Source organism: Isoptericola halotolerans (assembly GCF_013149785.1).
Lineage (GTDB): Bacteria > Actinomycetota > Actinomycetes > Actinomycetales > Cellulomonadaceae > Isoptericola > Isoptericola halotolerans.
Genome location: NZ_JABEZU010000002.1, coordinates 114,133 through 139,450 on the forward strand (window position 1 = coordinate 114,133; position 25,318 = coordinate 139,450).

A 25,318-nucleotide genomic window follows, 5' to 3' on the forward strand; every position below is an offset into this window, starting at 1 on the left:
GTGAGGTTTGCCTATCCTGACTCGGTGACCCCTCCGCTCCTCGACGTACGCAGCCTGCGCGTACGGCACCACCTGCCGCTCGACGACGGCGGCCACCGGCTCGGCGCACCCGCGCCCGACGGCGTGGACGTGGTCGTGGAGCCCGGAGAGGTCGTGCTCCTGCTCGGCCCCTCGGGCTGCGGGAAGTCCACCCTCGCGCTCGCCGCCAACGGGCTCGTCCCGCAGGTCGTCGGTGCTGACGTCGGCGGCAGCGTGCACGTCGGCGGGCAAGACGTCGCGCGGAGCCGACCGCCCCTGCTGACGGCCGACGTCGCCATGGTCTTCCAGGACCCGGACGCGCAGGTGGTCACCGGTTCCGTGCTCGACGAGGTCTGCTTCGCGCCGGAGAACCTCTGCCTGCCGGTCGCCGACGTGCTGGCGCGGGCCGAGACGGCGCTGCGCCAGGTCGGGCTCTGGGAGCGTCGGGAGGACGACCCGGCGGTGCTGTCCGGCGGTGGTCGTCAACGGCTCGCCCTCGCCTGCGCGCTCGCCACCGACGCCCGGCTCCTCGTGCTGGACGAGCCCACGGCCAACCTCGACCCCGCCGGTGTCGAGGAGGTCTACGCCGTCCTGCGGTCGGTCGCCGCCGCCGGGGGCCGCGGCGTGCTGCTCGTCGAGCACGACCTCGACGCCGCCGTCGAGATCGCCGACCGCGTCGTCGTGCTCGACGACGCCGGTCACGTCGCCACCACCGGGCCGGTGCGGGAGGTCCTCGCCGGCCGGGCCGAGCTGCTGGCCGAGCTCGGGGTGTGGCTGCCCACCGCCACCCTCGCCGCGCTGCGGCTGCGTGCCGCGGGGGTCGCCGTCGACCGGCTGCCGCTGACCCCTGCCGAGCTCGCCACCGTCCTCGCCGGGGCACCGAGCCTGCCGGCACCGAGCCCGCCGGAGCCGCACCCGCCGGCTGTGCTGCACCGCCCGCAGCTGCCGCCGTCGGCCGCGGGCGACCGGCCGGCGCCACCGGTCATCACCGTCGAGCACCTCACCGTGCGACGCGGAGCCACCACCGCCGTCGACGACGTGAGCCTCGCCGTCGACCGGGGGGACTTCCTCGCCCTCGTCGGGGGCAACGGCGCCGGCAAGACGACCCTCGCCCAGGTCGTCGCCGGCGTGCTGCGACCCCGCCGCCGCGCCGTCACCGGGACGGTGCGGGTGGCCGGTCTCGACCCGCGCCGGGCCGACCCCGCCGACCTCACCACCGCCGTCGGCTTCGTCTTCCAGAACCCCGAGCACCAGTTCGTCACCGGTCGGGTCGACGACGAGCTCGCCCACGGGCTGCGGGTCCGCGGGGTCCCCGACGCCGAGGTCGCGGCCCGGGTCGACGACGTGCTGGAGCGCTTCGGTCTCGCCGACCTGCGCGACCGCCACCCCTTCTGGCTGTCCGGCGGGCAGAAGCGCCGCCTGAGCGTCGGCACCGCGATCGTGTGCCGGCCCGAGGTCCTCGTCCTGGACGAACCCACCTACGGCCAGGACCGCGAGCGCGCCGTCGAGCTCCTCGACCTGCTCACCACCCTGCACGACGGCGGCACCACCGTGGTGGTGGTCAGTCACGACATGCAGCTCGTGGCCGAGCACGCGACCCGCGTCGTGGCGCTCGCCGACGGGCGGGTGCTCGCCGACGGTCCGCCCGCCGTCGTCCTCGGCGACGACCGCGTGCTGGCGGCTGCCGGGCTGCGGACGCCCCCGCTCGCCCGGGCGACCAGGGCGCTGCCCGACCCGGCGTGGCGTGCCGTCACCCGGCTCGCCGACCTGCCCGCCCCTGGGCTCGCGACGGTGGGCGCGTGACCACGGCCGCCGTCGTGGACACGGTCGCGCCGACCGGTGAACCGGCGACGGCCGGCCCCCGCCCCGGTGGCCTGGGCGACCTGCGCACCTACAACCCGCTGGTGAAGATCCTCGGGCCGGTCCCGGTGATGGTCTTCCTGGTGACCACGCGTGACGTGCTGACCCCGGCGCTGGTGGCCCTGGCTGCCATCGCCGTGCTGGCCGTCATGGGCCGCCTGCGTCCCCGGGTGCTCGTCGCGGTCGCCCTGGGCGCCCTGGCGCTGTGCCTGGTCATGACGTTCTCCTTCGGGCTGCTGACCGACCCTGCCACCGTCCAGGACACGACGCTGCTGGCGACCGTCGGCGGGTTCGACGTGTGGTCCGGTGCCCTGGCCACGGGGCTGGCGACCGCGGTGCGGACCGTCGCGCTGCTGATGCTGGTGCTCCTCGGGGGGCTCACGACGTCGGGCGCCGACTTCGTGCGGGCCCTGACCCAGCAGGCGCGCCTGCCGTACCGGATCGGGTACGCCGCGCTGGCGGCCCTGCGGTTCGTCCCGCGGTTCTCCCACGAGCTGGAGGTCATCCGTGGCGCCCACCGGGTCCGCGGCGTCGCCCCGGGTCGTGGCCCGTTCGCGGCCGTGCGGCGGCAGGCCGGCTACGTGGTCCCTCTGCTGGCCGGGGGGATCCGGCACGCGGAACGGGTGTCGTTGGCCATGGACGCCCGCGGTTTCGGGGCCCACCCGCGGCGCACCGACCGGGTCACCGCGCCCTTCCGCGTCTGCGACGTCGTCCTGCTCGTCTCGTTCTGGGCCGGGGGCGCGGGATGCGCCGTCCTGGCCGCCCTGCTGCGCTGACCGCGCTCGCCCGACCTCTGCTCACCCGACCCCCGACCTCTGCCGACCATCGGAGTGCCATGAAGACCCTCACCACCCGCTTCCTCATGACGTGCGCCGCGATCGGTGCCGCCATGGGTGTCCTGCTCATCCCCGCCAACTTCGTCAGCGCACCGTTGGCAGCCTCCGCACCGATGGCGTACGCCCCGCTCGTGGGGCTGTGGGTCATCGGCCCGGTGCTCGCGCTCGCGCTGCTGCGCCGACCGGGGGCGGCGGTCCTGACGACGTTCGTGGCCGGCGTCGTCTCCTCCGCCTCGCCGGTGGGCGCCTGGTCGATCGTGACCTGCCTCCTGGCCGGCGTCGCGGTCGAGCTGGCGTTCCTCGTGACGAGGTACCGGGTGTGGTCCGCCTGGCTCTACTACGTCGACGCCCTCGTCTTCGGCGCGCTGTACGTCGCCTCGGGCTGGGCGGCGTTCCACATGGACGCGATGGCGCCCGCCGTCCTGGTGACGTTCGTGGTGCTGATGATGGGCAGCTTCCTGGCCTGCACCTGGCTCGGGCGGCTGCTGGCGCGGCGCCTGGCGAAGGCCGGCGTCGCCCGCGGCCTCGTCCCCTCTCGGGGCGACGTCGCGGCCGGCGAGGTGGCGCAGGACGCCCTGCGGTAGCGCTGCGTGCTGACGCGTCGTCGCGCAGCGCTCGACGGGCCGTGGCGCGCGGGGCGGTTCAGCCGGACTGCTCGCGACGGTCGGGCTCGTCGAACCCGACGTGCCGCCGTCGGTCGCGTTGCAGGAGCCGGACCTCGCGCACCACGATCGCCGCGGCGAAGACGAACGGCAGCCACGCCCACGGCCGGCCGCGCAGCGCGACGAGGAGACAGAGCCCGGCGATCGCGCCGGCACCGGCCACCATCGCGAGGCTGGACCAGCGGATCGATCGCACCGACGAGAGCACCCGACGAGCGTAGCGCCACGAGCGTCTCTGCTCGTCAGGGATCAGCCGTGGTTCCCTGACGAACAGAGACGCTCGTGGATCGCTCGAACCGATTCGCGTCGGCGAGTACTGTGCGGGGGATGACTACCGACACCACCACGCCCGTCGTCGACGTCTACATCGATCCCACCTGTCCGTTCGCCTGGGTGACCTCGCGCTGGGCGCTGGAGGTGGCGCAGCACCGCGACGTCGACCTCACCATCAGGCTCATGAGCCTGTACCTGCTGAACAAGGACAAGGACATCCCCGCGGACTACCGCGAGCGCATCGAGGCGAGCCGCGGCTCCGGCCGGGTCGCCGCCGCCGTGCAGGCCGACCACGGCGCCGGGGCGCTGTCCGCGTTCTACACCGCGTTCGGCACCCGTTGGCACGACCAGGCCAACAAGGACCTCGACGCCGTGATCCGCGAGTCGCTCGCCGAGGCCGGCCTGCCCGCAGAGCTGGCCGACGTCGCGACGTCCGACGCGTACGACGAGGCGCTGGCCGCCTCGCACCATGCCGGCATGGACCCCGTGGGCGACGAGGTCGGCACCCCGACGATCCACGTCGACGGCGTCGCGTTCTTCGGCCCCGTGATCACCCGCGTCCCGCGCGGCCAGGACGCCGTGAGGCTGTTCGACGCCGCCGTCACCCTCGCCGCCGACCCCCACTTCTTCGAGCTCAAGCGGACGCGCACCGAGCGTCCCGTGCACGCCTGAGCCCCGACCGAGGAGAGACATGAACCTCGACCTGCGCATCTTCACCGAGCCCCAGCAGGGAGCCTCGTACGACACCCAGCTCGCCGTCGCCCAGGCCACCGAGACGCTGGGGTTCAGCGCGTTCTTCCGCTCCGACCACTACCTCGCGATGGGTGGCGACGGACTGCCCGGGCCGACCGACTCCTGGACGACGCTGGCCGGCATCGCCCGGGAGACGTCGACGGTCCGTCTCGGCACGCTGGTCTCCTCGGCGACCTTCCGGCTGCCCGGCGTGCTCGCCATCCAGGTGGCCCAGGTGGACCAGATGTCGGGCGGGCGCGTCGAGCTCGGCCTCGGGACCGGCTGGTTCGCCGCCGAGCACGCCGCCTACGGCATCCCGTTCCCCGACAAGCGGTTCGGGATCCTGGAGGAGCAGCTGGAGATCCTCACCGGCCTGTGGGGCACCCCGGTGGGTGAGACGTACGACTTCGCCGGGCAGCACTACACGCTGGCGGACTCCCCGGCGCTGCCGAAGCCGGTGCAGGGGCGGATCCCGATCATCGTCGGCGGGGGCGGGCCGCGGCGCACCCCGGCGCTCGCCGCCCGGTTCGCCGACGAGTACAACCAGGCCTTCCCCGCGCTGGACTCGATCGGCCCGCGGATCCGGGTGATCGAGAAGGCGCTGGCCGACGCCGGCCGCCCGGCGGGCTCGCTGACCCAGTCCGTCGCACTGGTCCTCGCGGTGGGGTCCGACGAGGCGGAGTTCTCCCGCCGGGCCGCGGCGATCGGGCGCGAGCCTGCCGAGCTGCGCGAGCACGGGATCGCCGGGACGGTCGCCGAGGCCGTGGACCGGTTGGCCTCCCTGCGCGACCAGGGCGTCGAGCGCGTCTACCTGCAGGTCCTCGACCAGCAGGATCTCGACCACCTCGACCTGGTCGCCCGCGAGGTCGTCCCGCAGCTCTGACCGGAGCGGCGAGCGCCCACGACGCGGCGGTGTGAACGGGGCGTTGCGGCCCGCGGTCGGTGCGGTTGCCGGTTCGTGCAGGATGCGGTAGGGGGACGCTTTCACCCGTGACAACGGGGATCGCGGCGCTCTAGCGTCTGGTCCCAGACGACGAGGTGGGTTCTCCGGCGAACGGGGAGCCCACCTTCGTCGTTCCCAGGGAGGTTCCTGGAGCGCCCGGTCATCCCCGCAGCGGTACGTGCTCTCGTGAGGAGACACGCCCATGACGTCGCTCGACACCCGTTCCGCCCCTCCGCCCCGGCCAGGTCCTCCTCCGACACCCCGGGCGACCACCATCCAGGGGGACCCCCAGGCCGCCGCGCGCCGCCGTGACGCCAACGCCGCCGCGCACTCGCCGTCGTTGATGCTGATCATGCTGCTCGCGACGCTCGGGGCCGTCGCCTATGCGGTGTTCCTGCTCGACCCGGACCATCGCGGCGACTGGTTGCCCTACGTGCTCGTCATGGTCGCCGAGACGATCCTGCTGGTGCTCGCCCTGCTGGCGATGTGGACGGTGCTGTCCTCCGGCTACGACCCGCGCGACTTCGCCTATCACCAGGCCCGCGAGCGGCTCTTCGACACCCCGCAGGTCCTGCACGACGACGCCGCCGGCGACCCGACGCGCTGGCAGCTCTACCTGGGCGAGCGGCCCGTCACGGTGGACGTCTTCGTCACCACCTGCGGCGAGGACGTGGACACCATCGCCCGCACCGTGCGGGCCGCCGTCGCGGTCCACGGCGAGCACCGCACCTGGGTGCTCGACGACGGCCGCTCCGACGAGGTGCGCGACCTCGCGACCACGCTCGGCGCCCGGTACGTCCGGCGGTTGTCCGGCGGCGGGCAGAAGGCCGGCAACGTCAACCACGCGCTGAGCATCGCCAAGGGCGACCTGTTCGCCATCCTCGACGCCGACTTCGTGCCCCGGCCCGAGCTGCTGGTCGAGACCGTGCCGTTCTTCGTGCGCGAGGACGTCGCGTTCGTCCAGTCGCCGCAGACGTACGGCAACATGACCTCGCTCATCTCGCGAGGTGCCGGGTACATGCAGGCGGTCTTCTACCGGTTCGTCCAACCCGGGCGCAACCGGTTCAACGCCGCGTTCTGCGTGGGGACCAACGTCGTCTTCCGGCGTTCGGCCGTCGACGACATCGGAGGGATGTGCACCGACTCCAAGTCGGAGGATGTCTGGACGTCCCTGCACCTGCACGAGCGCGGCTGGCGGTCGGTGTACATCCCGCAGACGCTCGCCGTCGGCGACGCCCCGGAGACGATCGTGGCCTACGCCAAGCAGCAGCTGCGCTGGGCGACGGGCGGGTTCGAGATCCTCCTGCAGCACAACCCCCTGTCCCGCCGGCGCGAGCTCACCCTCGACCAGCGGCTCCAGTACTTCGTCACCTCGACGCACTACCTCTCCGGGATCGCGCCGCTGCTGCTGCTCGTCGTCCCGCCGCTGCAGATCTACCTGGGGCTCGCCCCCATGCGCCTGGACGTGTCGCCGGGGACCTGGGCCCTGTACTACCTCGGCTTCTACGGCCTGCAGATCGCGATCGCGTTCTTCACGCTCGGGTCGTTCCGCTGGGAGGTGCTCCTGCTGGCCGCGGTCTCGTGGCCCATCTACGTCAAGGCGTTCTGGAACGCCCTGACCGGCAAGCAACAGGCCTGGTCCGTCACCGGGCGGGCCGGCGGACCCACCAGCCCGTTCGAGGTGGTCGTGCCGCAGACCCTCTGCTTCGTCTTCCTGCTGGTCACCTCCGTGGTGGGGGTGTGGCAGTACGGCGGTGACGCGCTCACCAACCTGTCGGTGGCGTGGAACGTCACCAACACCCTGATCCTCGGCGGGTTCCTGCTCACCGCCGTGCGCGAGCACCGTGCCGCACGGGGCTCGCGCCGCGCCGTCGTCCCCGGAGGTGTCGCATGACCTGGACCACCCGCCTCCGGCTCGCGGTCGGCGTCGTCGTCGTGCTGGCGCTGTGCGCCGCACTGACGCTGGTCCTCAACCGCCGGATGAGCCAGGTCACCGCCGCGCAGGCCACGATCGTCGCCGAGGAGGTCGCCGTCGGGGCCGACTACGCGGGGACCATCGTGGAGTCCCACGTGGAACCTGGCGACGACGTCGAGCAGGGCGACCCGCTGTTCACGATGCGCAGCCTGCTGCTCGCGCACGACCTGTCCATCGGGGTGGTCTCCCGCAAGGCGGCGTCCTACGAGATCAGCCGCGACGGCCAGATGACCGTCGTGTCGCCCGTCGACGGCGTCGTGTCCTCGATCCTGTCCACGCCGGGCGGCTTCGTGCAGTCGGGGCAGGTCGTCGCCTCGCTCTACCGGCAGGGCTCGACCACGGTCGACGCCCGGCTGCTGCTCGACCCCGCGGACTTCGCGCGGATCCGGCAGGGCGCGTACGTCCGCATCACCCTGCCGGACCAGAGCGAGGTGCCCGGCGAGGTCGTCTCGATCGCCGTCAGCAGCACCCGCAACATGGCCGAGGCTCAGGTCGTCGTCTCCAGCGCGACCCTGGACCAGCAGGCAGGAGCGGGTCTGGCGCAGCCAGGCACCCCGGTCGTGGCCAGCGTCGAGCTGCACGACAGCGGGGCGATGTCCGACGTCGACCTCGCGTTCCAGCGGTTCCTGCAGAGGATCGGGCTGTGAGCCGCGGGTCGGCGTGCCTGGCGGCGGCCGTCGTCGGGGCGGCGCTCCTGACGGCATGCACCACGGTGGACGCCCCACCCCCGCCGCCGTCGGCCGGGGCGGGAGTGGCGGACGCCGCACCCCCTTCCGTGGACCCCTCCGTGCTGCCGTCCGTGGACCGCGGGGGCGGGGCGATGCGACTGGCCGACGGGCTCGCACCCCCGACCAACCGGTGGTTCTCGGGGCTGGTGTTCGGCGACGCTGCGCAGCCCGTGTTCCCGCTGCCGCTCGCCGTCGGGCTCACCGCGTCCGGGTTCGCGTACGGGCTGCCCACGGTGCGCGCGGACGGCAGCGTGCTGTCGGGCTCCTACGCACCGCAGGTGCAGATGGACCTGCGCGAGCCCGTCACCGGTGTCGTGGTGGCCTACGACGCCGCCACGGTGACGGTCGACCTGGTCGCCGGCGACGAGACGGTGCGGGGCCGGCTGCACCTGACCCGCGGCTCACCCGTGCTGACCTACACCGCGACGACCGACCAGGACCTCGGGCTCGGCGTCGCCTTCTCCGCCGGTGCCGCAGGCCTGCCCGACGACGTCGTGACCGCGGAGCTCGACGAGCGCACGCACGCCCTGGTCGGTGCGGGGGACCTCGACGTGGCCGACGCCCTGGCCGGGACCTCGCTCGCCCTGACCGCCGGGCAGACGGTGTCCTGGCTGGTCGCTCCCGACCCCGGGGAAGGCCCGGATGGGCTCGCCGAGCTCGTCGAGGCGACCCGGGACCCGGTGACGGGCTCCGAGGTCCACCACGAGACGTCACCTGAGGAGGCGACCACCTCCGTGACCTACGCGACGGTCTCGGGCGGTCCCGCCGTCGTCGTGCGCTGGCCCCACCAGCAGCAGACCGCGGACGCTGCCGAGAGCTGCGCGCGGGGGACGTACGCCACCGTCCGGGGGACGGCCGAGGTGTGCCTGACGTCGACGCTGTCGTGGCGCTCACCCGTCCGCGAACCGGCGCCCGGCCTCGACCTGTCGGGCCTGGACGACGACGAGCGCGACGCGCTCGCGGACCAGGTGCGCACCGACGCCGCTGCCGTGCTGGGCGACGTCCGCCCGGCGGACACGTACTTCGGCGGCAAGGCGCTCGCCCGGGACGCGAACCTGTGGACGCTGGCCGTCGAGCTCGGGCTCGACGGCGTCGCCGCGGACCTGCACGAGAGCGTCGCCGCGGACCTGCGGACCTGGGCGCAGCCGGACGGGTGCGTCGAGCGCCCCGAGCGCTGCTTCACGTGGGAGCCCACGCTGCGGACCGTCGTCGGGCAGGCGACGTCGTTCGGGTCGGAGGAGGGCAACGACCACCACTTCCACTACGGGTACTTCCTGTACGCGGCCGGGGTGGCCGCGGCCGACGACCCCGACCTCGTGCGCGACCTCGCCCCGGTGCTGGACCTGCTCGCCGCCGACGTGGCGGCGGTGAGCGACGTGCCGGTGCCCGACGGTCCGCCGATGCCCGGCCTGCGTGTGCTCGACGTCGTCATGGGCCACTCGTGGGCCTCTGGGCAGGCGCCCTTCGCCGACGGCAACAACCAGGAGTCCGCGTCCGAGGCGGTGTCCGCCTGGCACGGGCTGGCGCTGTGGGCGGACGCCCGCGTCGGCGCCGGGCTCGACGACGGCGGGCTGACGGAGCAGGCGCGGTGGATGCTCGCCCTCGAAGCCGCCTCGGCCCGTGCCTACTGGACGGACTTCGACACGTCGGACCCGGCGACCGATGGCCTCGAGGCGTCGGTCACGTCGCTCGTGTGGGACGGCAAGCGGGAACGGGCGACCTGGTTCTCGGCCGAGCCCAGTGCCGCGCTGGGCATCGTGGTGCTGCCCGTGACGGGGGTCTCGGGCTACCTGGGCGAGGACCCGGACCGGGTCCGGGCGAACCTCGGCGAGGCCCTGGGCACCGACGACCTCTGGGAGGACCGTTCGACCTGGGACGTGATGTTCGGCGACCAGCTCCTCATGTACGCGGCGATGCTGGGGCCCGCCGACGCCGAGGCGGCGCTCGAGGTGGCGCGCGACCTGCCGGACGAGCGGATCGACGACGGTTCGACGCGATCCTGGCTGCTGGCCTGGTTGCGGGCGCACGCGGGGTAGACCGGCGTCGTCCGCGCTGCGCGCCGTAGGGTGTCCGACGGAGTTCACGGGACCTTCACGGACGGAGCGCGCGGATGCAGTGGGGCTGGACGAAGCACGGCGACGGCCGGTCGATCGCGCCGGGCGAGGCGGTGGCGCCGGGGGAGCGGCTGACCTGGCCGCGCACCGTCGGTATCGGGGTGCAGCACGTCGTGGCGATGTTCGGCGCCACGTTCCTCGTGCCGCTGATCACCGGCTTCCCGCCGTCGACGACGCTGTTCTTCTCGGCGGTCGGGACCATCGGGTTCCTGCTCATCACGGGCAACCGGCTACCGAGCTATCTCGGGTCCAGCTTCGCCTTCCTCGCGCCCATCGGCGCGGCGACGGCGTCCCAGGGACAGGCGGCGGCCGTCGGCGGGATCTTCGTCACGGGGGTGCTGCTGATGGTCGTCGGCGCGGTCGTGCACCGCGCCGGGGCACGCTGGATCGACCTCGTGATGCCGCCCGTGGTGACCGGGGTGATCGTCGCGCTCATCGGGCTCAACCTGGCGCCCGCGGCCTGGGACAACTTCTCGGCCGCTCCGGTGACGGCGCTGGTCACGCTCGTGGCGGTGCTGGTCGTCTCGGTCCTCTTCCGCGGCATCCTGGGGCGGCTGTCGATCCTCGTCGGCGTGCTCGTCGGGTACGCCTTCGCGGTGTGGCGTGGCGAGGTCGACTTCACGGAGGTCAAGGACGCCGGCTGGTGGGGTCTGCCGGAGTTCACGGCACCGAGCTTCGAGCTGAGCGTGCTCGGACTGTTCCTCCCGGTGGTGTTCGTCCTGGTCGCGGAGAACGTGGGGCACGTGAAGTCGGTCGCGGCGATGACCGGGCAGAACCTGGACGACCGCATGGGCCGGGCGCTGTTCGCGGACGGTGTCGCCACCACGCTCGCGGGGACCGGCGGCGGCTCCGGCACCACGACCTACGCCGAGAACATCGGCGTCATGGCCGCCACCCGGGTCTACTCCACCGCCGCGTACTGGGTCGCGGGCACGACGGCGCTGCTGCTGTCGTTCTCCCCGAAGTTCGGCGAGGTGATCAACACCGTGCCGGGCGGGGTGCTGGGCGGGGTGACGACCATCCTCTACGGCATGATCGGCGTCCTCGGCTTCCGCATCTGGGTGCAGAACCGCGTCGACTTCGCCGACCCCGTCAACCTCGCGACGGCGGCGGTGCCGCTGGTGATCGGCATCGCGAACTACACGTGGTCGGCGGGCGGGGTGACGTTCGAGGGGATCGCGCTGGGCACCGCGGCGGCGCTGGTGATCTACCACGGCATGCGGGCGATCGGGCGGTGGCGCGGGACCGTCGTGCCGACGACGACGCCCGCACCGTCGTCGGGCGCCGAGGAGCCGGACCGACCGCTGCCGTAGCAGGGGCCGGTCTCGGGACGACGAGCCCGGGCCTCTTGCCTCAGGTCAGGCGTCGGGCTCGCGGCCGATGCCGTACTCGCGCTCGATCGGTTCGAGGTCCTCGACCGGGACGCAGCCGGGCATGTTCTCCAGCGGCTGGTCGGCCGCGAGGGGCACCTCCGCGGTGTCCAGCGGCTCGGTCCAGCCGGTGCCGACGAGAAGATCGATGACCCTGCCCGCGCGGTCGTCCAGGACCAGGTCGATGTCCTCGTACTGCGCGGCCAGGGTGTACGCCTGGACGATCCCGGCGGCACCGTAGCGGATCTGCGAGTAGCCCTCGACGAGGTGGGGCCAGTCACCGGTAGCGCGGACGTCGAACCCGCGGTCGGCGAGCACCTCGGCGCTCGCGCCGGCGAGGGCGAACCGCGGGTCGGCGGCGTTGAAGATGCGCACCCGCACCTTGTCGTACGCCAGCGGGGTGGCGCCGTCCGGGGAGTCCTCCTGCTCGGGCAGGCAGGCAGGTGCCATGCTCTCCACCGTCGTGCTCGGGGTGTAGATGGGCTCCGAGATCGGCGAGTCGATCGTCTCGGTGTAGATGGCGAGCGCACCGAGGCCGAGGATCACGAGGAAGGCGATGATGAGCCCGAAGACGACGGCCTGACGCTCGTGCTTGCGTCGTCGGCGGGCGATCCGCGCCGGATCCTGGGCTGGTGATGTCACGCGAAGAAACTACCTGAGAATCGTCGATGCCGAGCGTTCATCCGACGACGAGGACGCGGGCGTGCAGGATCGGGCGCTGCTGGAGGGCGGCACGGACGGCCCGGTGCAGCCCGTCCTCGAGGTACAGCGTGCCCCGGTACTCGACCACGTGAGCGAACAGGTCGCCGAAGAAGGTCGAGTCGTCGGCGAGCAGGGCGTCGAGGTCCAGCGTGCGCTTGGTGGTCACGAGCTCGTCCAGCCGGACCTGGCGGGGCGGCACGTCCGACCAGTCGTTGGTGCTCTCGCGCCCGTGGTCCGGGTAGGGACGACCATCGCCCACGGACTTGAAGATCATGGCTGTCATCGTAGAGGTGGGCCTGTGCCCCGGGGTGCCACTCGGGCCAAGAGATCGTCACGATCGTGTCACGATCAGGTCGACCTTCGTCGAGCGAACACATCGTCGTCACAGAGTTCGCGCAGGTGGCGGCAACCGGGGTGACCGGCATCACGCAAACCCGGGCAACGGTCATTCCTCGGTCGGGCCGAGACCCGGCCCGGCCACCAGCTGAGCGGTGCTGCGCCTCGTCCCGTGCAGCTCGAGCACCACGATCTCGTTGCCGGTGGCGCGTACCAGCGGTCCCGGGACGTAGAGGGTGCGCGTGGGCCCGGCGCTCCAGTAGCGGCCCAGGCAGAACCCGTTGAACCACACCACGCCCTTCGCCCAGCCGTCGAGCGCCAGGAAGTGGTCGGCGCCCTCGGCGCTCGCGAAGGTGCCGTGGACCAGCACCGGACCGGGAAGCGGCACGTCGGCTCCGGAGGGTGCCGCCGCCCGCAGTGCCGCCGTGACCTCCTCGCGCAGGGTCCCGCCGTCGTCGTCGAACCGCAGCGGGGTGACGTCCCACCCGGTGAGCTCGCGCCGGGCGGTCCGCGCCGGGCCGATCAGGCCCTTGGGCTCGCCGATGCGCGGGCCGTAGTTGACTCGACCGGCGTCCTCCACGAGCAGGGTGAGCTCGCCGGCGCGGGCCGGCAGTGCGACGGCGGTGGTGTGCGTGGTGCGGTCGAGCAGGCCGACCGGTTCGCCGTCGAGGGCCACGAGCGCGCGGTCGCGAACCTCGTCGACCACCAGGACGGCGTCGTCGGCGGTGATGTGCGTGCGGTACCGCACGAAGCCGTCCCACGCGGCCACGTCGTCGTGCGTGGGGGCGTGCTCGAACCGCTGCGCCGTGCCGAGCAGGCCGACCACCTCGTCCAGCGGCACGTGTCGGTCCAGCGACACGGTGAGCTCCGGGGCGGGCGACGCCTCGGTCGGGAGCTCGTCGGGGACCGGCCGGTGCCGGGCGATCACGGTGCGCAGCGCGTGGAACTTCGCCGTCGGGGCGCCGTGCTCGGCGAGCGGCGCGTCGTAGTCGTACGACGTGGTCAGGGGCCGGTACGTGCCCTTGTCGTTGGCGCCGGAGGTGAACCCGAAGTTGGTGCCGCCGTGGAACATGTAGAGGTTGACCGACGCGCCCGCGGCGAGCAGGGCGTCGAGGTCGGCGGCGTTGGCCTCGGGGGCGGTGACATGGTGGTGCAGACCCCAGGAGTCGAACCAGCCGTCCCAGAACTCCGTGCACATCAGCGGGCCGGTGGGCTGGTGGCGGCGGAGGGTCGCCAGGCGCTCGGTGGTGCGTGAGCCGAAGTTCGCCGTCCGGTGCAGCTCGGGCAGCCCGCCGCGTGCGAGGTGCTCGTCGTTCGCCTGGTCGCTGGTGAACAGCGGCACGTCGATGCCGTGGTGACGCAGCATGGCGGTCAGCGTGCGCAGGTAGTGCTGTCGCTCGGCGAGCGGGTCGTCGCCGTACGCCCCGTACTCGTTCTCGACCTGCACCATCAGCACCGGCCCGCCCGCCGTCACCTGTCGCGGTGCCACGATGCCCGCCACGGCCGCGTAGTAGTCCTCGATCGCCGCGAGGAACTGCGGCTCGGCACGTCGCACGCCCACGGTGGGATCGGTGAACAGCCAGGCCGGTAGCCCGCCGCCGGTCCACTCCGCGCAGATGTAGGGGCCGGGGCGGACGATGGTGTGCAGGCCCTCGGCGGCGGCCAGGTCGAGGAAGCGGCCGAGGTCGCGCGGCCCGTCGGTGCGGAACTCACCGCGTGCGGGCGCGTGGAAGTTCCACGCGACGTACGTCTCGATCGTGTTCAGTCCCATGAGGCGGGCCTTGCGGAGACGGTCGGCCCACTGGTCGGGGTGGACGCGGAAGTAGTGCAGCGCGCCACTGACGATCTGCAGCGGGCGGCCGTCGAGGAGGAAGTCTTCGTCACCGATGTCGAAGGAGGGCATGAACCGATTTAAACACGGTCGTCGGTGGTGCGGGTCCTCCCCGCGGAGGGCCGGCTCCGGGGACGTCAGGGACTGATTGACCTGGTCAGGAGCGACCGCTACCCTGCTGACGTCATCGGCCACGACGTCCTGGAGCGGACTTCTCGCGACCGGGTCGAACGATCGCTCGGCGAGGGTGCTGACGATCACTCCTCGGGGGCTGTCCGCATCGCCCGGCCGTGCCGGGAAACCTGGAGGCATCGAACATGGCAAGAGCACGTGGACGCGGCGTCGCGCTCGTCGCGCTGCTGATGGGTGCGGCGCTGACCGGCTGCACGGGCGGTGAGCCCGAGCAGGGCGACCCCGGCGCTCCGGACGCGCGGCAGACCGAGGAGGCCGGCGGGTCCACGGCGGAGGGCGAGGCACCCGACGCGGGGGGCGAGGGCGACGAGGGTGCTGCGGACGACGAGGCCGAGGCGTCCCTGACGGTCGAGGCCGACGGGGACGGCCCGATCGGCCTGGCGACGCCGGACGCACCCGACGGCGAGGCGCAGGAGCTCTCCGGGATGCTCATCACGGGCCCGGGGGGCTGCTTCGCGGTGGAGGACGGCGCGCCCCCGCAGCTGGTGGTCTTCGCCGAGGACGCGGAGTTCGTCCTGCGCGACGCCCGGCCGTCGGTGACCACGCCCGCGATCGGCACCGTCGCGGTGGGGGAGGACTTCGACTTCACCGCCGTGGAGGTCCCCCTGGGCGCCGTGGACGGCGTGCCTGACGAGTGTGTCGACGGGGCTCAGGAGACCGTGCTCGTCGTCGAGGAGTGACCGCGGCGCGGACCGGTCCGCTCGCGCGCACCGGCCCGTGCAGACCTGCGCAGACAAGAGAGCCCGCCTCCTGCACCACGGTGCGGGAGGCGGGCTCGCTGCGGAGGATGGGGGATTCGAACCCCCGAGGGCGTGAACCCAACACGCTTTCCAAGCGTGCGCCATAGGCCGCTAGGCGAATCCTCCTCTGGTGCCACCTACGCACCACGGCGCAGGCAACTCCAGCAGGATAGCGGACGGACCGGCAGGTCTCCGAATCGGCTGTCTGTGAGGTGCGCGACGTCGTCGTCGGCCGGTTTCGGGACAGGCGTGGGTCTCGGTTAGGGTAGGGGCAGACCCCTCGTGCGGCATCACCTCGCCGAACTCCCCCAGGGCCGGAAGGCAGCAAGGGTAAGTGAGCTCTGGTGGGTGCGCGAGGGGTCCTTTGCGTCTCGGTGACCAGCAGTTTCTCACGGAGCAAGACGATCCGCATCCGCATGGTGGGATTTCAGGGTCGTCGAGTTGGAGAAGTGGCCCTCGCGGTGTTCAGGTTGAGCCATGCACCGCTTCGACGCCACCGCTCCCCGCACCGCGCGCACCCCGCTGCGCGGCCGGACGTGCCGTGCGGCGTGGCGGCGCACCCGAATGCGTGTGCGCTGACAGCGCTCCCGCACCGTCGTCGGGCATGACGACACCCACCCTCCCTGCGCCCGCCGCGCGCTGATGGCCGCGGCCTGCCTGCCTCTCCCTGTTCTCCGCGACGGCGCCGCGCGCCGTCGCGTCCCTGGAAGGACTCCCTCATGTCTGTGCGCTCCACCCTGCTCGCCGCCGGCGCCGCCGCCTCCGTCCTCGCTCTCGCCGCCTGCGCCAGCGGCGCCGAGACGCCTGTCGCCGAGGGCACCACCGAGGACCCGGTCCGCATCGGTGTCGTCTCCTCCGGCGAGGCCTACTGGGACACGTTCGCCGAGGCGGCCGCCGCCGACGGCATCACCGTCGAGATCGTCAACTTCTCCGACTACCAGCTCCCCAACCAGGGGCTCAGCGACGGCGACCTGGACCTCAACCAGTTCCAGCACCTGCAGTTCCTCGCGGGCTACAACGTGGCACGCGGCGACGACCTCACCCCGATCGGCGCCACCGCCGTCTACCCGCTGGGCCTGTACTCCACGTCCCACGCGAGCGTCGAGGAGATCCCCGAGGGGGGCGAGGTCGCCATCCCGAACGACGACACCAACCAGGCTCGGGCCCTCCTGGTGCTGCAGGAGGCCGGCCTGATCGCGCTGCGCGACGGCGGCAACTCGTTCTCGACGCCGGCCGACGTGCTCGCCGACGAGTCGCGGGTGACCGTCACCCCGGTGGACGCCGCGCAGACGGCGCTCGCGCTGCAGGACGTCGACGCCTCGATCGTCAACAACGACTTCGTGGGCGACGCGGGCCTGACCGCGGAGGACGCGATCTACTCCGATGACCCGGACGCCTCTGCGGCCGAGCCGTACATCAACATCTGGGTGTCCCGCGCCGAGGACGCCGAGGACGTGACCCTCAACCGCCTCGTCGAGATCTTCCACACCGAGGAGATCGAGCAGGGCGTGATCGAGGCGTCCGGCGGGACCGGCGTCATCAAGGACAACGACGCGGCCGACCTCCAGGCGATCCTCGCCGAGATCCAGACCAACCTCGCCGACCAGTGACCTCCGTCCCCGCGAAGTAGTACCGCAGGCGCTCGAGAAGTACCCGCGGGGTACTTCCTCGACGCCTGCGGTACTACTTCGCGGGGGTGGCGCGTGAAAGGACAGTCGTGAGCGAACCCATCATCAGCTTCCGCGACGCGGTCAAGGAGTTCCCCGCGCGGGGGCCCCGGCGGCGCCGGCATCGTCCGCAGCGCGCAGGCGCCGTCCGCGCCGTCGACGGCGTGACGCTCGACATCGCCGCCGGCGAGGTCTTCGGCGTCATCGGCTACTCGGGAGCGGGCAAGTCCACCCTGGTGCGGCTCGTCAACGCCCTGGAGACGACGACGGCGGGTTCCGTCGTCGTCGACGGCACCGACCTGAGCGGGTTGAGCGAGGCGCGGCTGCGACCGGTGCGCGCCGGGATCGGCATGATCTTCCAGCAGTTCAACCTGCTCCGCTCCCGCACGGCCGCCGGGAACGTGGCCTACCCGCTGGAGGTCGCCGGCTGGTCCAAGGCGGACCGTGACGCACGGGTCGCCGAGCTGCTCGAGTTCGTCGGCATCGCGGACAAGGCCGACTCCTACCCGTCGGCGCTGTCCGGCGGGCAGAAGCAGCGCGTCGGCATCGCCCGGGCACTCGCGACCAACCCCAGGATCCTGCTGGCCGACGAGGCCACCAGTGCTCTCGACCCGGAGACGACGGCGGACGTCCTCGCCCTGCTGCAGCGCGTCAACCGCGAGCTCGGCATCACCGTGGTGGTCATCACCCACGAGATGGAGGTGGTCCGCTCGATCTGCCACCGTGTCGCGGTCATGGAGCGCGGCCGCGTCGTGGAGCTCGGGGACGCCTACCAGGTGTTCAGCGCACCGCAGCAGGCCGTGACCCGCCGGTTCGTCGCCTCGGCCCTGCGCGACCGGCCCTCGCCCGCGGTGCTGAGGCGGCTGCGCGGTCGTCACCCGGGCCGCATCGTCACCGTCCGCATCGACGAGGTCTCCGGATCGTCCGCGCAGGTCATGGAGGTCCTGGCGGACCGGGGCGTGCACGGCACCATCGTCTACGGCGGCATCACCGAGGTGGCCGAGCGTCCCTACGGCTCGCTCACCCTCGAGCTCGTGGGGTCTGACACCGAGGTGTCCGCTGCCCTCGCCGGACTCCACGCCGTGACCGCCGTCGTCGACCACGGCACGGCGGCCGCGCCCCTCGAGGACCAGAGCGACGGACGTCGCGACACCACCGGCGTCGGGCACGACGGCGGGACGCCGAGCGCGTCCGGCGACCTCCGCGTGCGGCCGCACCGGCCGGGAGGCGGGCCGTTCGGCGGCCCGACCGGCCTCGTCGAAGGGAACGACCGATGAGACCCGACCTGGTGCCCCTGCTGTGGGACGCGTTCGGTCAGACCCTGTACATGGTGCTCATCACCCTCGTGGTGGGCGGGTTCTTCGGGCTGCTGATCGGCCTCGGCCTGTACCTGTCGAGGCCCGGCAACCTGCTGGCGAACCGTCCGGTGTTCGCCGTGCTCAACGTGGCCGTGAACATCGTGCGGCCGGTGCCCTTCCTGATCTTCCTGGTGGCGCTCGGGCCACTGACCCGCGCGGTCGTGGGGACGACGATCGGCATCGAGGCGTTCACGTTCGCGATGTGCATCATGGCGGCGTTCGTGTTCGCCCGGCTCGTGGAGCAGAACCTGGTCTCGATCGACCCGGGAGTCATCGAGGCGGCCCGCGCGATGGGCGCCTCCCCGCTGCGGATCGTGCGCACCGTCGTCGTGCCGGAGGCGCTGTCCCCGCTGATCCTGGGGTACACGTTCCTGTTCGTCGGGGTGCTCGACATGTCAGCGATCGCCGGGTACCTCGGTGCGGGCGGACTGGGTGACTTCGCGATCGTGTACGGCTACCGGCAGTACGACTGGGCCGTGACGGCGATCGTCGTGGTGATCATCATCGTCATCGTCCAGCTCGTGCAGTGGCTGGGGAACTCGCTGGCCAGGCGCGCGCTGCGGCGCTGATCCGGAAGGTTCCGCGGCGTGGCACGGCGCCGACGTCGTGGAGACTCACGCTTGCCGTCGCGATCCGTGAGGTTCCGCGGCGACGGCTCGCCGACGTCGCCGCGGGACGACCTGCCCGGCGAGCATCGCCAGCAGCGCCAGCCCGAACCCGACGAGCTGCCAGGGGGCCAGCGTCTGGCCGAGCGCCATGGCGCCGAGGACTGCCGCCGTCAGCGGGGACAGCAGCCCCAGGAACGCCACGGCGGGGACGGACAGCCGGCGGACGCCCGAGAACCAGAGCGTGTACGCCACGAGCCCACCCACGATCCCGAGCCACAGGTACCCGCCCAGCGCAGGGCCGTCGATGCGCGCCGGGACTCCCTCGACCAGGGCCAGCGGGACCAGGGCGAGCCCGCCGGCGGTGAGCAGCCAGCCGGCGAACGCCATCGGGCCGACGCCGGGCGGTGGCCCCCACTTCTTGGTGAGCGTGACGCCGAGCGCCATGGCGGCCGCACCGCCGAGACCGGCCACGATGCCGACCGGGTCGAGGGCGGCGTCGGGCCCCAGGACGACGAACCCGACGCCCAGCACCCCGACGGTCCCCCAGGCGAGCCGCCATCGCGACCACCTCTCGCCCAGGACGACGACGGCGAGGACGGTGGCGACGAGCGGTGTCGCGGCCCCCAGGGTCGCCGCGACACCCCCGGGCAGCCGCTCGGCGGCGATGAAGAGCAGGGGGAAGAACGCCCCGATGTTGAGCACGCCGAGCACGGCGGCGCGCCACCACCACGACCCGCGCGGCAGCGTGCGGGTCAGGGCGAGGGCGAGCAGCCCGGCGGGCAGGGCCCGCGCCGCCGCCGCGAAGAGGGGGTGCCCGGGCGGCAGCAGCTCGGTGGTCACGAGGTAGGTGGTGCCCCAGACGACGGGGGTGACGGCGGTCAGGGCCGTGGTGCGCCACCGCAGCGTGGCCGGGGCGGCCGTCGCGGGCAGGGGCGGCGTCGTCGTGCGCGGTGGCGGTGCGGTGGCGGTCATGGATCCACGGTGCTGCCAAGACGTGCCATGAGTCCAACACATGCTTGTCACCGCTTCGATCGTGAACCACGATAGATCGATGGAGCTGCAGCAGATGCGCTACGTGGTCGCCGTCGCGGAGACGGGGAGCTTCACCCGGGCCGCCGAGCGGTGCTTCGTCGTGCAGTCGGCGCTGAGCCACCAGGTCGCGGCGCTCGAGCGGGAGCTCGGCGTCCGGCTGTTCGCCCGCACCAGCCGGCGGGTGGAGATCACCGCCGCGGGGGAGGCCTTCCTGGTCTCGGCGCGGGCCGCGCTGGATGCTGCGGAGCGGGCCGGTGTCGACGCGGCCGCGGCGGCCGGCCTGGTGCGGGGCACCCTGCGGCTGGGCATCATCCCCACGGTGACGGCGTTCGACGTGCCGACCGCGCTGCGGAGGTTCCGGTCCGTCCACCCGCAGGTCACCGTGTCGCTCCGCGTCGACGCCAGCGACGCGCTCATGGCGGCCCTTCGGGCGGGCGAGGCCGACGTCGCGGTGCTCGGCCTGCCCGACGAGGTCCCGCCGTCGGGCGTCGCCCACCGCGAGCTGGTCCGGGAGCGGCTGGTGGCCGCCGTCGGGTCGGGCCACCCGCTCGCCGGGCGGTCGCGGATCGACCTCGCGGTGCTCGCGGACGAGCAGTTCGCCGACTTCCCGTCCGGGTCACCCGGGCGGGCGCAGAGCGACCGGGCGTTCGCGGCAGCGGGACTGCAGCGCGAGGTCGCCTTCGAGGCGCCGTCGAGCGACCTCCTGCTCGGTCTCGTCCGGGAAGGTCTCGCGGTCGCCATGCTGCCGGAGCCGCTGGTCGCAGGGGCCGACGGCGTGACCGCGCTGCAGGTGACGCGCGGTCCGGCACGCGTCCAGCACCTCGCGTGGAGCGACCTCAACCCGAGCCCGGCAGCCCTGGCGTTCCTCGACCTGGTTGACGTCAGCTCGGCGAGCTCCTGAAGGCCCTATCCCCGCCCCTGGGTGGCGGTGATGCTGACCGCGTTCGCCCAGGGGTCCTCGACGCTGACCGTCCGGCCGTCGTCGCGGACCGGGACGCGGTGGTGCCGCATGCGGTCGACCATCTCGGCGACGTCGTCGGCCGTGGGCACCTCGATGTCCACCCGGCCGAGCCCGAGGGTCTGCTGGCGCGGGCCTGCGCCGCGGCTCCTCCACACGTTCATCGCCATGTGGTGGTGGTAGCCGCCGGCGCTGACGAACACGGCCTCGTCGCCCACCGTCATCGTCACGTCGAAGCCCAGCCGGGTGGCGTAGAAGTCGCGGGCCGTCGCCACGTCGCCGACCGACAGGTGCACGTGCCCCACCCGGGCGTCGCCGACCGGCTCGCCGGCGAGGCCGTCGGCATCGAGGTGCTCGCGCAGGTACGCGTTCGGGTCCAGGAGCATCACCCCCATCTCGACCTGCCCGTGCGTCCAGCTCCACTGCGTCCGGTCGCGGTCCCAGTAGAGCTCGACGCCGTTTCCCTCGGGGTCGTCGAAGTAGAACGCCTTGCTGACCAGGTGGTCGGCGGACCCGGTGAACGAGCCCGGGCGCCGCCGCGCGACCGAGCTCACCGCCGCAGCGAGCGCCGCCTCCGTGTCGAAGAGGATCGCGGTGTGGAAGAGCCCCGCCTGGTGGGGGGAGGCGTGCCGGAGCTCGGGGGTGTGCGCCAGGACGACGACGGCACGGTCACCCCGGCCGAGCGTCACCACGGGCCCGGCCTGGTCCATCACGGTCAGGCCCACCCCGTCGCGGTAGTAGGCGGTCATGGCGTCCAGGTCCGCGACGTTGAGGGTGACGGCGCCCATGGCCGTGTCGGCCGCGAGGAGTGGTCGTGTGCTCATGGCCTCCACAACTGACTTGAACTTTCAACTATTCCGCCGGTTCGAGGGCCGCCCGCCCGGTGCCGGGCGTAGTGTCGGCCTCGAGCGCGGCCGACCCGGTCCCTGACGGCGGGACCGGCGGCTTGCCGGGCTCTCACGGATCGAGGGCGGGGCATGGACATCACGGTGATCGGTCGAGGCAGCATCGGCGGCGGGCTCGCCGACCTCTGGGAGCAGGCGGGGCATCAGGTGGTGCGACTGGGGCGGGGTGGCGGAGACGCCGGGCACGCCGATGCGGTCCTCCTGGCCGTGCCGGGCGACGTCGTGGCGGACGCGCTGTCGTCGGTCGCCGGGCTTGCGGGCCGGACGGTGCTCGATGCGACGAACCTCTACGGCGGCAGCCGGCCCCCACGGGGGGCGTCCTCCAACGCCGAGTTCGTCCGGACCGTGACGGGCGGGCCGACGGCCAAGGCGTTCAGCACCAACTTCGCCTCGCTGTTCGGGCGCGTCGCCGGCGCGCGTGCCCGGCCGAGCAACCTGTGGGCCGGCGACGACGCCGCCGCCGAGGTCGTCGAGCGGCTCAGTCTCGACGCCGGCTACGAGGCCGTCCGGCTCGGCGACCTCGGCATGGCCGCCACGCAGGAGGCCCTGGCCGGCCCCCTGTTCTCGATCATGCAGTCGGGCCTCGGCCCGTTCGTCTACCGGATGGCGCCACCCGAGGAGCTCTGAGACCCGGCGGCTCAGTGTCCGTCGTCGAGACGCAGGTGGCGGCGCATCGCGGCCGCAGCGTCGCGCAGGTGGTCGAGCTGCTCGGGGGTGAGCGCGTCGACGAAGACCTCCTTGACCGCGCGAAGGTGCGGCAGGGTGCTGGCGTGGAAGGCCCGGTCGCCCGAGTCGGTGAGCACGACCCGCGAGCCGCGGGCGTCCTCCGCGCACGGTTCGCGCCGCACCAGGCCCCGCCGCTCCATGCGGCCGAGGTGACCGGACAGGCGGCTGCGTTCCCACTCGATGTGCGCGGCGAGCTCGGAGGACCGCATCGCCCGGCCGTCCGCCTCGCTCAGCGCGAGGAGCACCCGGTAGTCCCCGCCGGAGAGTCCCGAGTCCTCGTGCAGCCGGGCCTCGATGCGGGCGCGGACGATCTCGGAGGTCTCGATGAACGCCCGCCAGGCCGCGAGCTCCTCGTGCGTGGGGACCGGTCGACGACGACGGGAATTTTCCATGGACCCTCCTCGGTTGTTGACATGTGAATCATACGCGCCTCGGCGCGACCTCACCGAGAAGGAGTGGCAGACCATGGACGTCTCGCAGATCGAGTTCGGCATCGACAGCTTCGGGGACCGGCCGCGGGACGACCGGGGCGAGATCGTCTCGCACGCCGAGGCGATCCGTGCGGCGGTGGCCGAGGCCGTCCTCGCCGACCAGGTCGGCATCGACGTGGTCGCTCTCGGGGAGCACCACCGGCCGGAGTACGCGATCTCCAGCCCGGAGACCGTGCTGGCCGGTATCGCGACCGCCACCCAGCGCATCCGGCTGGCCTCCGGGGTCACGGTGCTGTCCTCGGACGACCCGGTGCGTGTGTTCCAGCGGTTCGCCACCGTGGACGCGCTGTCCCACGGTCGCGCCGAGGTGATCCTCGGCCGGGGCTCGTTCACCGAGTCCTTCCCGCTGTTCGGCTACGACCTGAAGGACTACGACGTCCTGTTCGAGGAGAAGATCAACCTCTTCAACCGGCTCCTGGACGAGCAGCCGGTCACCTGGGAGGGAACCACCCGACCGGCCCTGCACGAGGCCGACGTCTTCCCGAAGACCGAGTCGGGCCGGCTCCAGACGTGGGTGGGCGTCGGCGGGACACCGCAGTCGGTGCTCCGCACCGCCACCTACGGGTTCCGGCTCATGCTCGCGATCATCGGCGGAGCCCCGGACCGCTTCGCCCCCTACGTCGACCTGTACCGGCGCGCCCACGAGCAGCTCGGCACCAGCCCGCAGCCGGTCGGGATGCACTCGCCCGGCTTCGTCGCCGAGACCGACGAGGAGGCCAAGGAGCTGTTCTACCCCGGGTACCGGGAGATCCGCGACCGGATCGGTGCGCTGCGCGGATGGCCGCCGCTGCGCAGGGCGGAGTTCGACGACGAGGTGGACGGCGGATCGCTGTACGTCGGGTCGGTCGAGACGGTCGCGGCCAAGATCGCCCACGCGGTCCGGGCGCTCGACGCGGGACGGTTCGACATGATCTACTCCGCCGCCGGCACCGTGTCCGCCACCGCGCGGCTGCGCTCGGTCGAGCTCTACGGCACGCAGGTCATCCCGCGCGTCCGCGAGCTCCTGGCCGAGACCCCGGTCGTCGCCGCGGGAGCGTCACGATGAGCCCCGCCACCACGACGGTCGGGATCCTGGGCGCCGGGAAGGTGGGCACCGTCCTGGCCCGGTTGGCCGTGGCCGCAGGCTTCCGGGTCCTCATCTCCGGCTCCGGCGACCCCGAGAAGATCGCCCTCACCACGGAGGTCCTCACGCCGGGCGCCCGGCCGGTCTGGTCCGCCGAGGCCGCAGCGGCCGCGGACGTCGTCGTGCTCGCCCTGCCGCTCAGCAAGTACCGCGACATCCCGGCACAGGAGCTGGAGGGCAGGCTGGTCGTCGACGCGATGAACCACTGGTGGGAGATCGACGGCCCTCGGGACGCGGTCGTGCCACCCGGACTCTCCTCCAGCGAGCTCGTCCAGCAGTTCCTGACGGGTGCGCGGGTGGTCAAGGCGTTCAACCACATGGGCTACCACGACCTGGAGGACGGGGCCCGACCCGCGGGGCCGGGGCGCAAGGCGATCGCCGTCGCCGGCGACGTGCCGGCAGACCTCACCGCCGTGTCGGAGCTGGTCGACGCCCTCGGGTTCGACGCGCTCGCCATCGGCGGCCTCGCAGCGGGTGCCCGGCTCGAACCGGGCACACCCGCCTTCGGGGCGAACGTCGACGTCGAGGACCTCCGCGCCCTCACCAGCAGCCCGGTGCTCGTCGCGACGGCCGACGAGCCGCGGGAGCCGGAGGCCGCGACGTCCGGTTGACCGTGTCCCCACCACACGGTGTCCACTGGGCGCGCGGCCGACGGTGACGCACTCACGGTGCGGCACCAGGTCCGTGCCGGAGCACACCGCGGGGAGCGCGCCGAGGAGAGGGCTGTCGCATGACTGAAGCACTGACGGACACGACGGGCACGAGGGTCGCCGTCGGGGTCGAGCTCGCCGACCCCGTCAGCGCCTACACGATCACGGTCGACGACGGACCTGTCGTCGGCAGGGCGGAGTTCGTCGACAACCCGAAGGCGGAGGGTGAGCGCATCATCTTCCACACCGAGGTGGACCAGGACTTCGCCGGACGAGGCCTGGCCAAGATCCTGCTGGAGGAGGCGCTCGCGGACAGCATCCGCCGCGGCCTCACGATCGTGCCCGTGTGCCCCCTCTTCGCGCGCCACCTCACCCGGCGCGGCGACGAGTTCGTCGCCGCGGGCGGGATGTTCCGCTCGCCGACGCGCGCGGACCTGTCAGCGGTGACCGTGGCCGTCAGGCACCGGCCATGAGCGGCTCCTCGCTCT

The 25,318-nt window shown here is 72.9% G+C and carries 25 protein-coding genes, 1 tRNA gene and 1 other RNA gene; 19 read left to right on the forward strand and 8 right to left on the reverse strand.

The features are described 5' to 3' along the window. The first annotated feature begins 24 nt into the window (after positions 1 to 24). The 3 genes from HDG69_RS08240 to HDG69_RS08250 are packed head-to-tail and all read left to right on the forward strand — an operon-like array spanning position 25 to position 3,298. Positions 25 to 1,821 carry an ABC transporter ATP-binding protein gene (locus tag HDG69_RS08240; RefSeq protein ID WP_343036342.1) on the forward strand — a complete coding sequence of 599 codons (1,797 nt, stop codon included), beginning with the start codon at positions 25 to 27 and terminating at the stop codon, positions 1,819 to 1,821. Then, positions 1,818 to 2,654, forward strand: a complete 837-nt coding sequence (locus HDG69_RS08245) for an energy-coupling factor transporter transmembrane component T (protein WP_343036343.1) — start codon at positions 1,818 to 1,820, stop codon at positions 2,652 to 2,654. Before HDG69_RS08240 ends, HDG69_RS08245 begins: the two co-directional genes overlap by 4 nt. A 59-nt stretch (positions 2,655 to 2,713) precedes the next feature. Continuing rightward, the gene (locus HDG69_RS08250) at positions 2,714 to 3,298 is read left to right on the forward strand and encodes an ECF transporter S component (protein WP_171783329.1); all 585 of its coding nucleotides are present in this window, start codon (positions 2,714 to 2,716) and stop codon (positions 3,296 to 3,298) included. 58 nt (positions 3,299 to 3,356) lie between these two features. On the opposite strand, the gene HDG69_RS08255 is transcribed toward HDG69_RS08250, so the two are convergent. Beyond that, a complete protein-coding gene (locus HDG69_RS08255; protein ID WP_343036344.1) occupies positions 3,357 to 3,584 on the reverse strand; it encodes a hypothetical protein in 228 nt (75 codons plus the stop codon). A gap of 119 nt (positions 3,585 to 3,703) precedes the next feature. Here HDG69_RS08255 and HDG69_RS08260 point away from each other — a divergent pair, with 119 nt between their 5' ends. The 6 genes from HDG69_RS08260 (at position 3,704) to HDG69_RS08285 (ending at position 11,454) form a co-directional block, all read left to right on the forward strand. After that, positions 3,704 to 4,321: a mycothiol-dependent nitroreductase Rv2466c family protein gene (locus tag HDG69_RS08260; RefSeq protein WP_171783330.1), complete on the forward strand. Its 618-nt coding sequence runs from the start codon at positions 3,704 to 3,706 to the stop codon at positions 4,319 to 4,321. Between the two features lie 19 nt (positions 4,322 to 4,340). Further along, positions 4,341 to 5,264: an LLM class F420-dependent oxidoreductase gene (locus HDG69_RS08265; RefSeq protein WP_171783331.1), complete on the forward strand. Its 924-nt coding sequence runs from the start codon at positions 4,341 to 4,343 to the stop codon at positions 5,262 to 5,264. 262 nt (positions 5,265 to 5,526) lie between these two features. Then, the gene (locus HDG69_RS08270) at positions 5,527 to 7,218 is read left to right on the forward strand and encodes a glycosyltransferase family 2 protein (RefSeq protein ID WP_171783332.1); all 1,692 of its coding nucleotides are present in this window, start codon (positions 5,527 to 5,529) and stop codon (positions 7,216 to 7,218) included. Beyond that, positions 7,215 to 7,946, forward strand: coding sequence for an efflux RND transporter periplasmic adaptor subunit (locus tag HDG69_RS08275; protein ID WP_171783333.1), 732 nt, complete (start codon positions 7,215 to 7,217; stop codon positions 7,944 to 7,946). The genes HDG69_RS08270 and HDG69_RS08275 overlap by 4 nt, the downstream gene beginning before the upstream one ends. Next, positions 7,943 to 10,063 carry a glycosyl hydrolase gene (locus HDG69_RS08280; RefSeq protein ID WP_171783334.1) on the forward strand — a complete coding sequence of 707 codons (2,121 nt, stop codon included), beginning with the start codon at positions 7,943 to 7,945 and terminating at the stop codon, positions 10,061 to 10,063. Before HDG69_RS08275 ends, HDG69_RS08280 begins: the two co-directional genes overlap by 4 nt. A gap of 74 nt (positions 10,064 to 10,137) precedes the next feature. Next, the gene (locus tag HDG69_RS08285; protein ID WP_171783335.1) at positions 10,138 to 11,454 is read left to right on the forward strand and encodes a uracil-xanthine permease family protein; all 1,317 of its coding nucleotides are present in this window, start codon (positions 10,138 to 10,140) and stop codon (positions 11,452 to 11,454) included. 45 nt (positions 11,455 to 11,499) lie between these two features. Here HDG69_RS08285 and HDG69_RS08290 read toward each other — a convergent pair whose 3' ends face one another. The 3 genes from HDG69_RS08290 to HDG69_RS08300 all read right to left on the reverse strand — a co-directional run bounded on the left by HDG69_RS08290 (position 11,500) and on the right by HDG69_RS08300 (position 14,452). Next, positions 11,500 to 12,153, reverse strand: a complete 654-nt coding sequence (locus HDG69_RS08290; RefSeq protein WP_171783336.1) for a LytR C-terminal domain-containing protein — start codon at positions 12,151 to 12,153, stop codon at positions 11,500 to 11,502. Positions 12,154 to 12,190: 37 nt separating this feature from the next. After that, positions 12,191 to 12,487: a type II toxin-antitoxin system VapB family antitoxin gene (locus tag HDG69_RS08295; RefSeq protein WP_171783337.1), complete on the reverse strand. Its 297-nt coding sequence runs from the start codon at positions 12,485 to 12,487 to the stop codon at positions 12,191 to 12,193. A gap of 171 nt (positions 12,488 to 12,658) precedes the next feature. Continuing rightward, complete coding sequence (locus HDG69_RS08300) at positions 12,659 to 14,452, reverse strand: glycoside hydrolase family 35 protein (RefSeq protein ID WP_171783338.1); 1,794 nt, start codon at positions 14,450 to 14,452, stop codon at positions 12,659 to 12,661. A 245-nt stretch (positions 14,453 to 14,697) separates the two neighbouring features. On the opposite strand from HDG69_RS08300, the gene HDG69_RS08305 reads away from it, so the two are divergent. Then, entirely contained in the window at positions 14,698 to 15,252 is a 555-nt protein-coding gene (locus tag HDG69_RS08305) for an ICP22 family protein (protein ID WP_171783339.1), read from the forward strand. A gap of 101 nt (positions 15,253 to 15,353) precedes the next feature. On the opposite strand, the gene HDG69_RS08310 is transcribed toward HDG69_RS08305, so the two are convergent. Beyond that, positions 15,354 to 15,438 (reverse strand) — tRNA-Ser (locus tag HDG69_RS08310). A 145-nt stretch (positions 15,439 to 15,583) separates the two neighbouring features. Between HDG69_RS08310 and ffs the strand changes: the two genes are divergently transcribed. From ffs to HDG69_RS08330, 4 genes are all read left to right on the forward strand, one after another. Continuing rightward, positions 15,584 to 15,680, forward strand: an RNA gene (gene ffs, locus HDG69_RS08315) — signal recognition particle sRNA small type. Positions 15,681 to 16,031: 351 nt separating this feature from the next. Further along, complete coding sequence (locus HDG69_RS08320; RefSeq protein WP_171783340.1) at positions 16,032 to 16,922, forward strand: MetQ/NlpA family ABC transporter substrate-binding protein; 891 nt, start codon at positions 16,032 to 16,034, stop codon at positions 16,920 to 16,922. A 107-nt stretch (positions 16,923 to 17,029) separates the two neighbouring features. Next, positions 17,030 to 18,256 carry an ATP-binding cassette domain-containing protein gene (locus HDG69_RS08325; protein ID WP_171783341.1) on the forward strand — a complete coding sequence of 409 codons (1,227 nt, stop codon included), beginning with the start codon at positions 17,030 to 17,032 and terminating at the stop codon, positions 18,254 to 18,256. Continuing rightward, positions 18,253 to 18,906 (forward strand): methionine ABC transporter permease, encoded by a 654-nt coding sequence (locus tag HDG69_RS08330; RefSeq protein ID WP_171783342.1) that lies wholly within the window; start codon positions 18,253 to 18,255, stop codon positions 18,904 to 18,906. Before HDG69_RS08325 ends, HDG69_RS08330 begins: the two co-directional genes overlap by 4 nt. 45 nt (positions 18,907 to 18,951) lie before the next feature. Here HDG69_RS08330 and HDG69_RS08335 read toward each other — a convergent pair whose 3' ends face one another. Further along, positions 18,952 to 19,917 carry an EamA family transporter gene (locus HDG69_RS08335; protein ID WP_171783343.1) on the reverse strand — a complete coding sequence of 322 codons (966 nt, stop codon included), beginning with the start codon at positions 19,915 to 19,917 and terminating at the stop codon, positions 18,952 to 18,954. 79 nt (positions 19,918 to 19,996) lie between these two features. Between HDG69_RS08335 and HDG69_RS08340 the strand changes: the two genes are divergently transcribed. Further along, positions 19,997 to 20,878, forward strand: coding sequence for a LysR family transcriptional regulator (locus HDG69_RS08340; protein ID WP_171783344.1), 882 nt, complete (start codon positions 19,997 to 19,999; stop codon positions 20,876 to 20,878). Positions 20,879 to 20,883: 5 nt separating this feature from the next. On the opposite strand, the gene HDG69_RS08345 is transcribed toward HDG69_RS08340, so the two are convergent. Then, complete coding sequence (locus tag HDG69_RS08345; RefSeq protein ID WP_216645434.1) at positions 20,884 to 21,759, reverse strand: VOC family protein; 876 nt, start codon at positions 21,757 to 21,759, stop codon at positions 20,884 to 20,886. Positions 21,760 to 21,912: 153 nt separating this feature from the next. Between HDG69_RS08345 and HDG69_RS08350 the strand changes: the two genes are divergently transcribed. After that, on the forward strand, positions 21,913 to 22,467 hold the full coding sequence (locus tag HDG69_RS08350) for an NADPH-dependent F420 reductase (RefSeq protein WP_171783345.1): 555 nt from the start codon (positions 21,913 to 21,915) through the stop codon (positions 22,465 to 22,467). A gap of 11 nt (positions 22,468 to 22,478) precedes the next feature. Here HDG69_RS08350 and HDG69_RS08355 read toward each other — a convergent pair whose 3' ends face one another. Further along, on the reverse strand, positions 22,479 to 22,958 hold the full coding sequence (locus HDG69_RS08355) for a MarR family winged helix-turn-helix transcriptional regulator (protein ID WP_171783346.1): 480 nt from the start codon (positions 22,956 to 22,958) through the stop codon (positions 22,479 to 22,481). Positions 22,959 to 23,031: 73 nt separating this feature from the next. On the opposite strand from HDG69_RS08355, the gene HDG69_RS08360 reads away from it, so the two are divergent. The 3 genes from HDG69_RS08360 to HDG69_RS08370 all read left to right on the forward strand — a co-directional run bounded on the left by HDG69_RS08360 (position 23,032) and on the right by HDG69_RS08370 (position 25,303). Beyond that, a complete protein-coding gene (locus tag HDG69_RS08360) occupies positions 23,032 to 24,102 on the forward strand; it encodes an LLM class flavin-dependent oxidoreductase (RefSeq protein ID WP_171783347.1) in 1,071 nt (356 codons plus the stop codon). Further along, entirely contained in the window at positions 24,099 to 24,791 is a 693-nt protein-coding gene (locus tag HDG69_RS08365; RefSeq protein WP_171783348.1) for an NADPH-dependent F420 reductase, read from the forward strand. The genes HDG69_RS08360 and HDG69_RS08365 overlap by 4 nt, the downstream gene beginning before the upstream one ends. A gap of 119 nt (positions 24,792 to 24,910) precedes the next feature. After that, positions 24,911 to 25,303 (forward strand): GNAT family N-acetyltransferase, encoded by a 393-nt coding sequence (locus tag HDG69_RS08370; protein ID WP_171783349.1) that lies wholly within the window; start codon positions 24,911 to 24,913, stop codon positions 25,301 to 25,303. Positions 25,304 to 25,318: the final 15 nt, after the last annotated feature.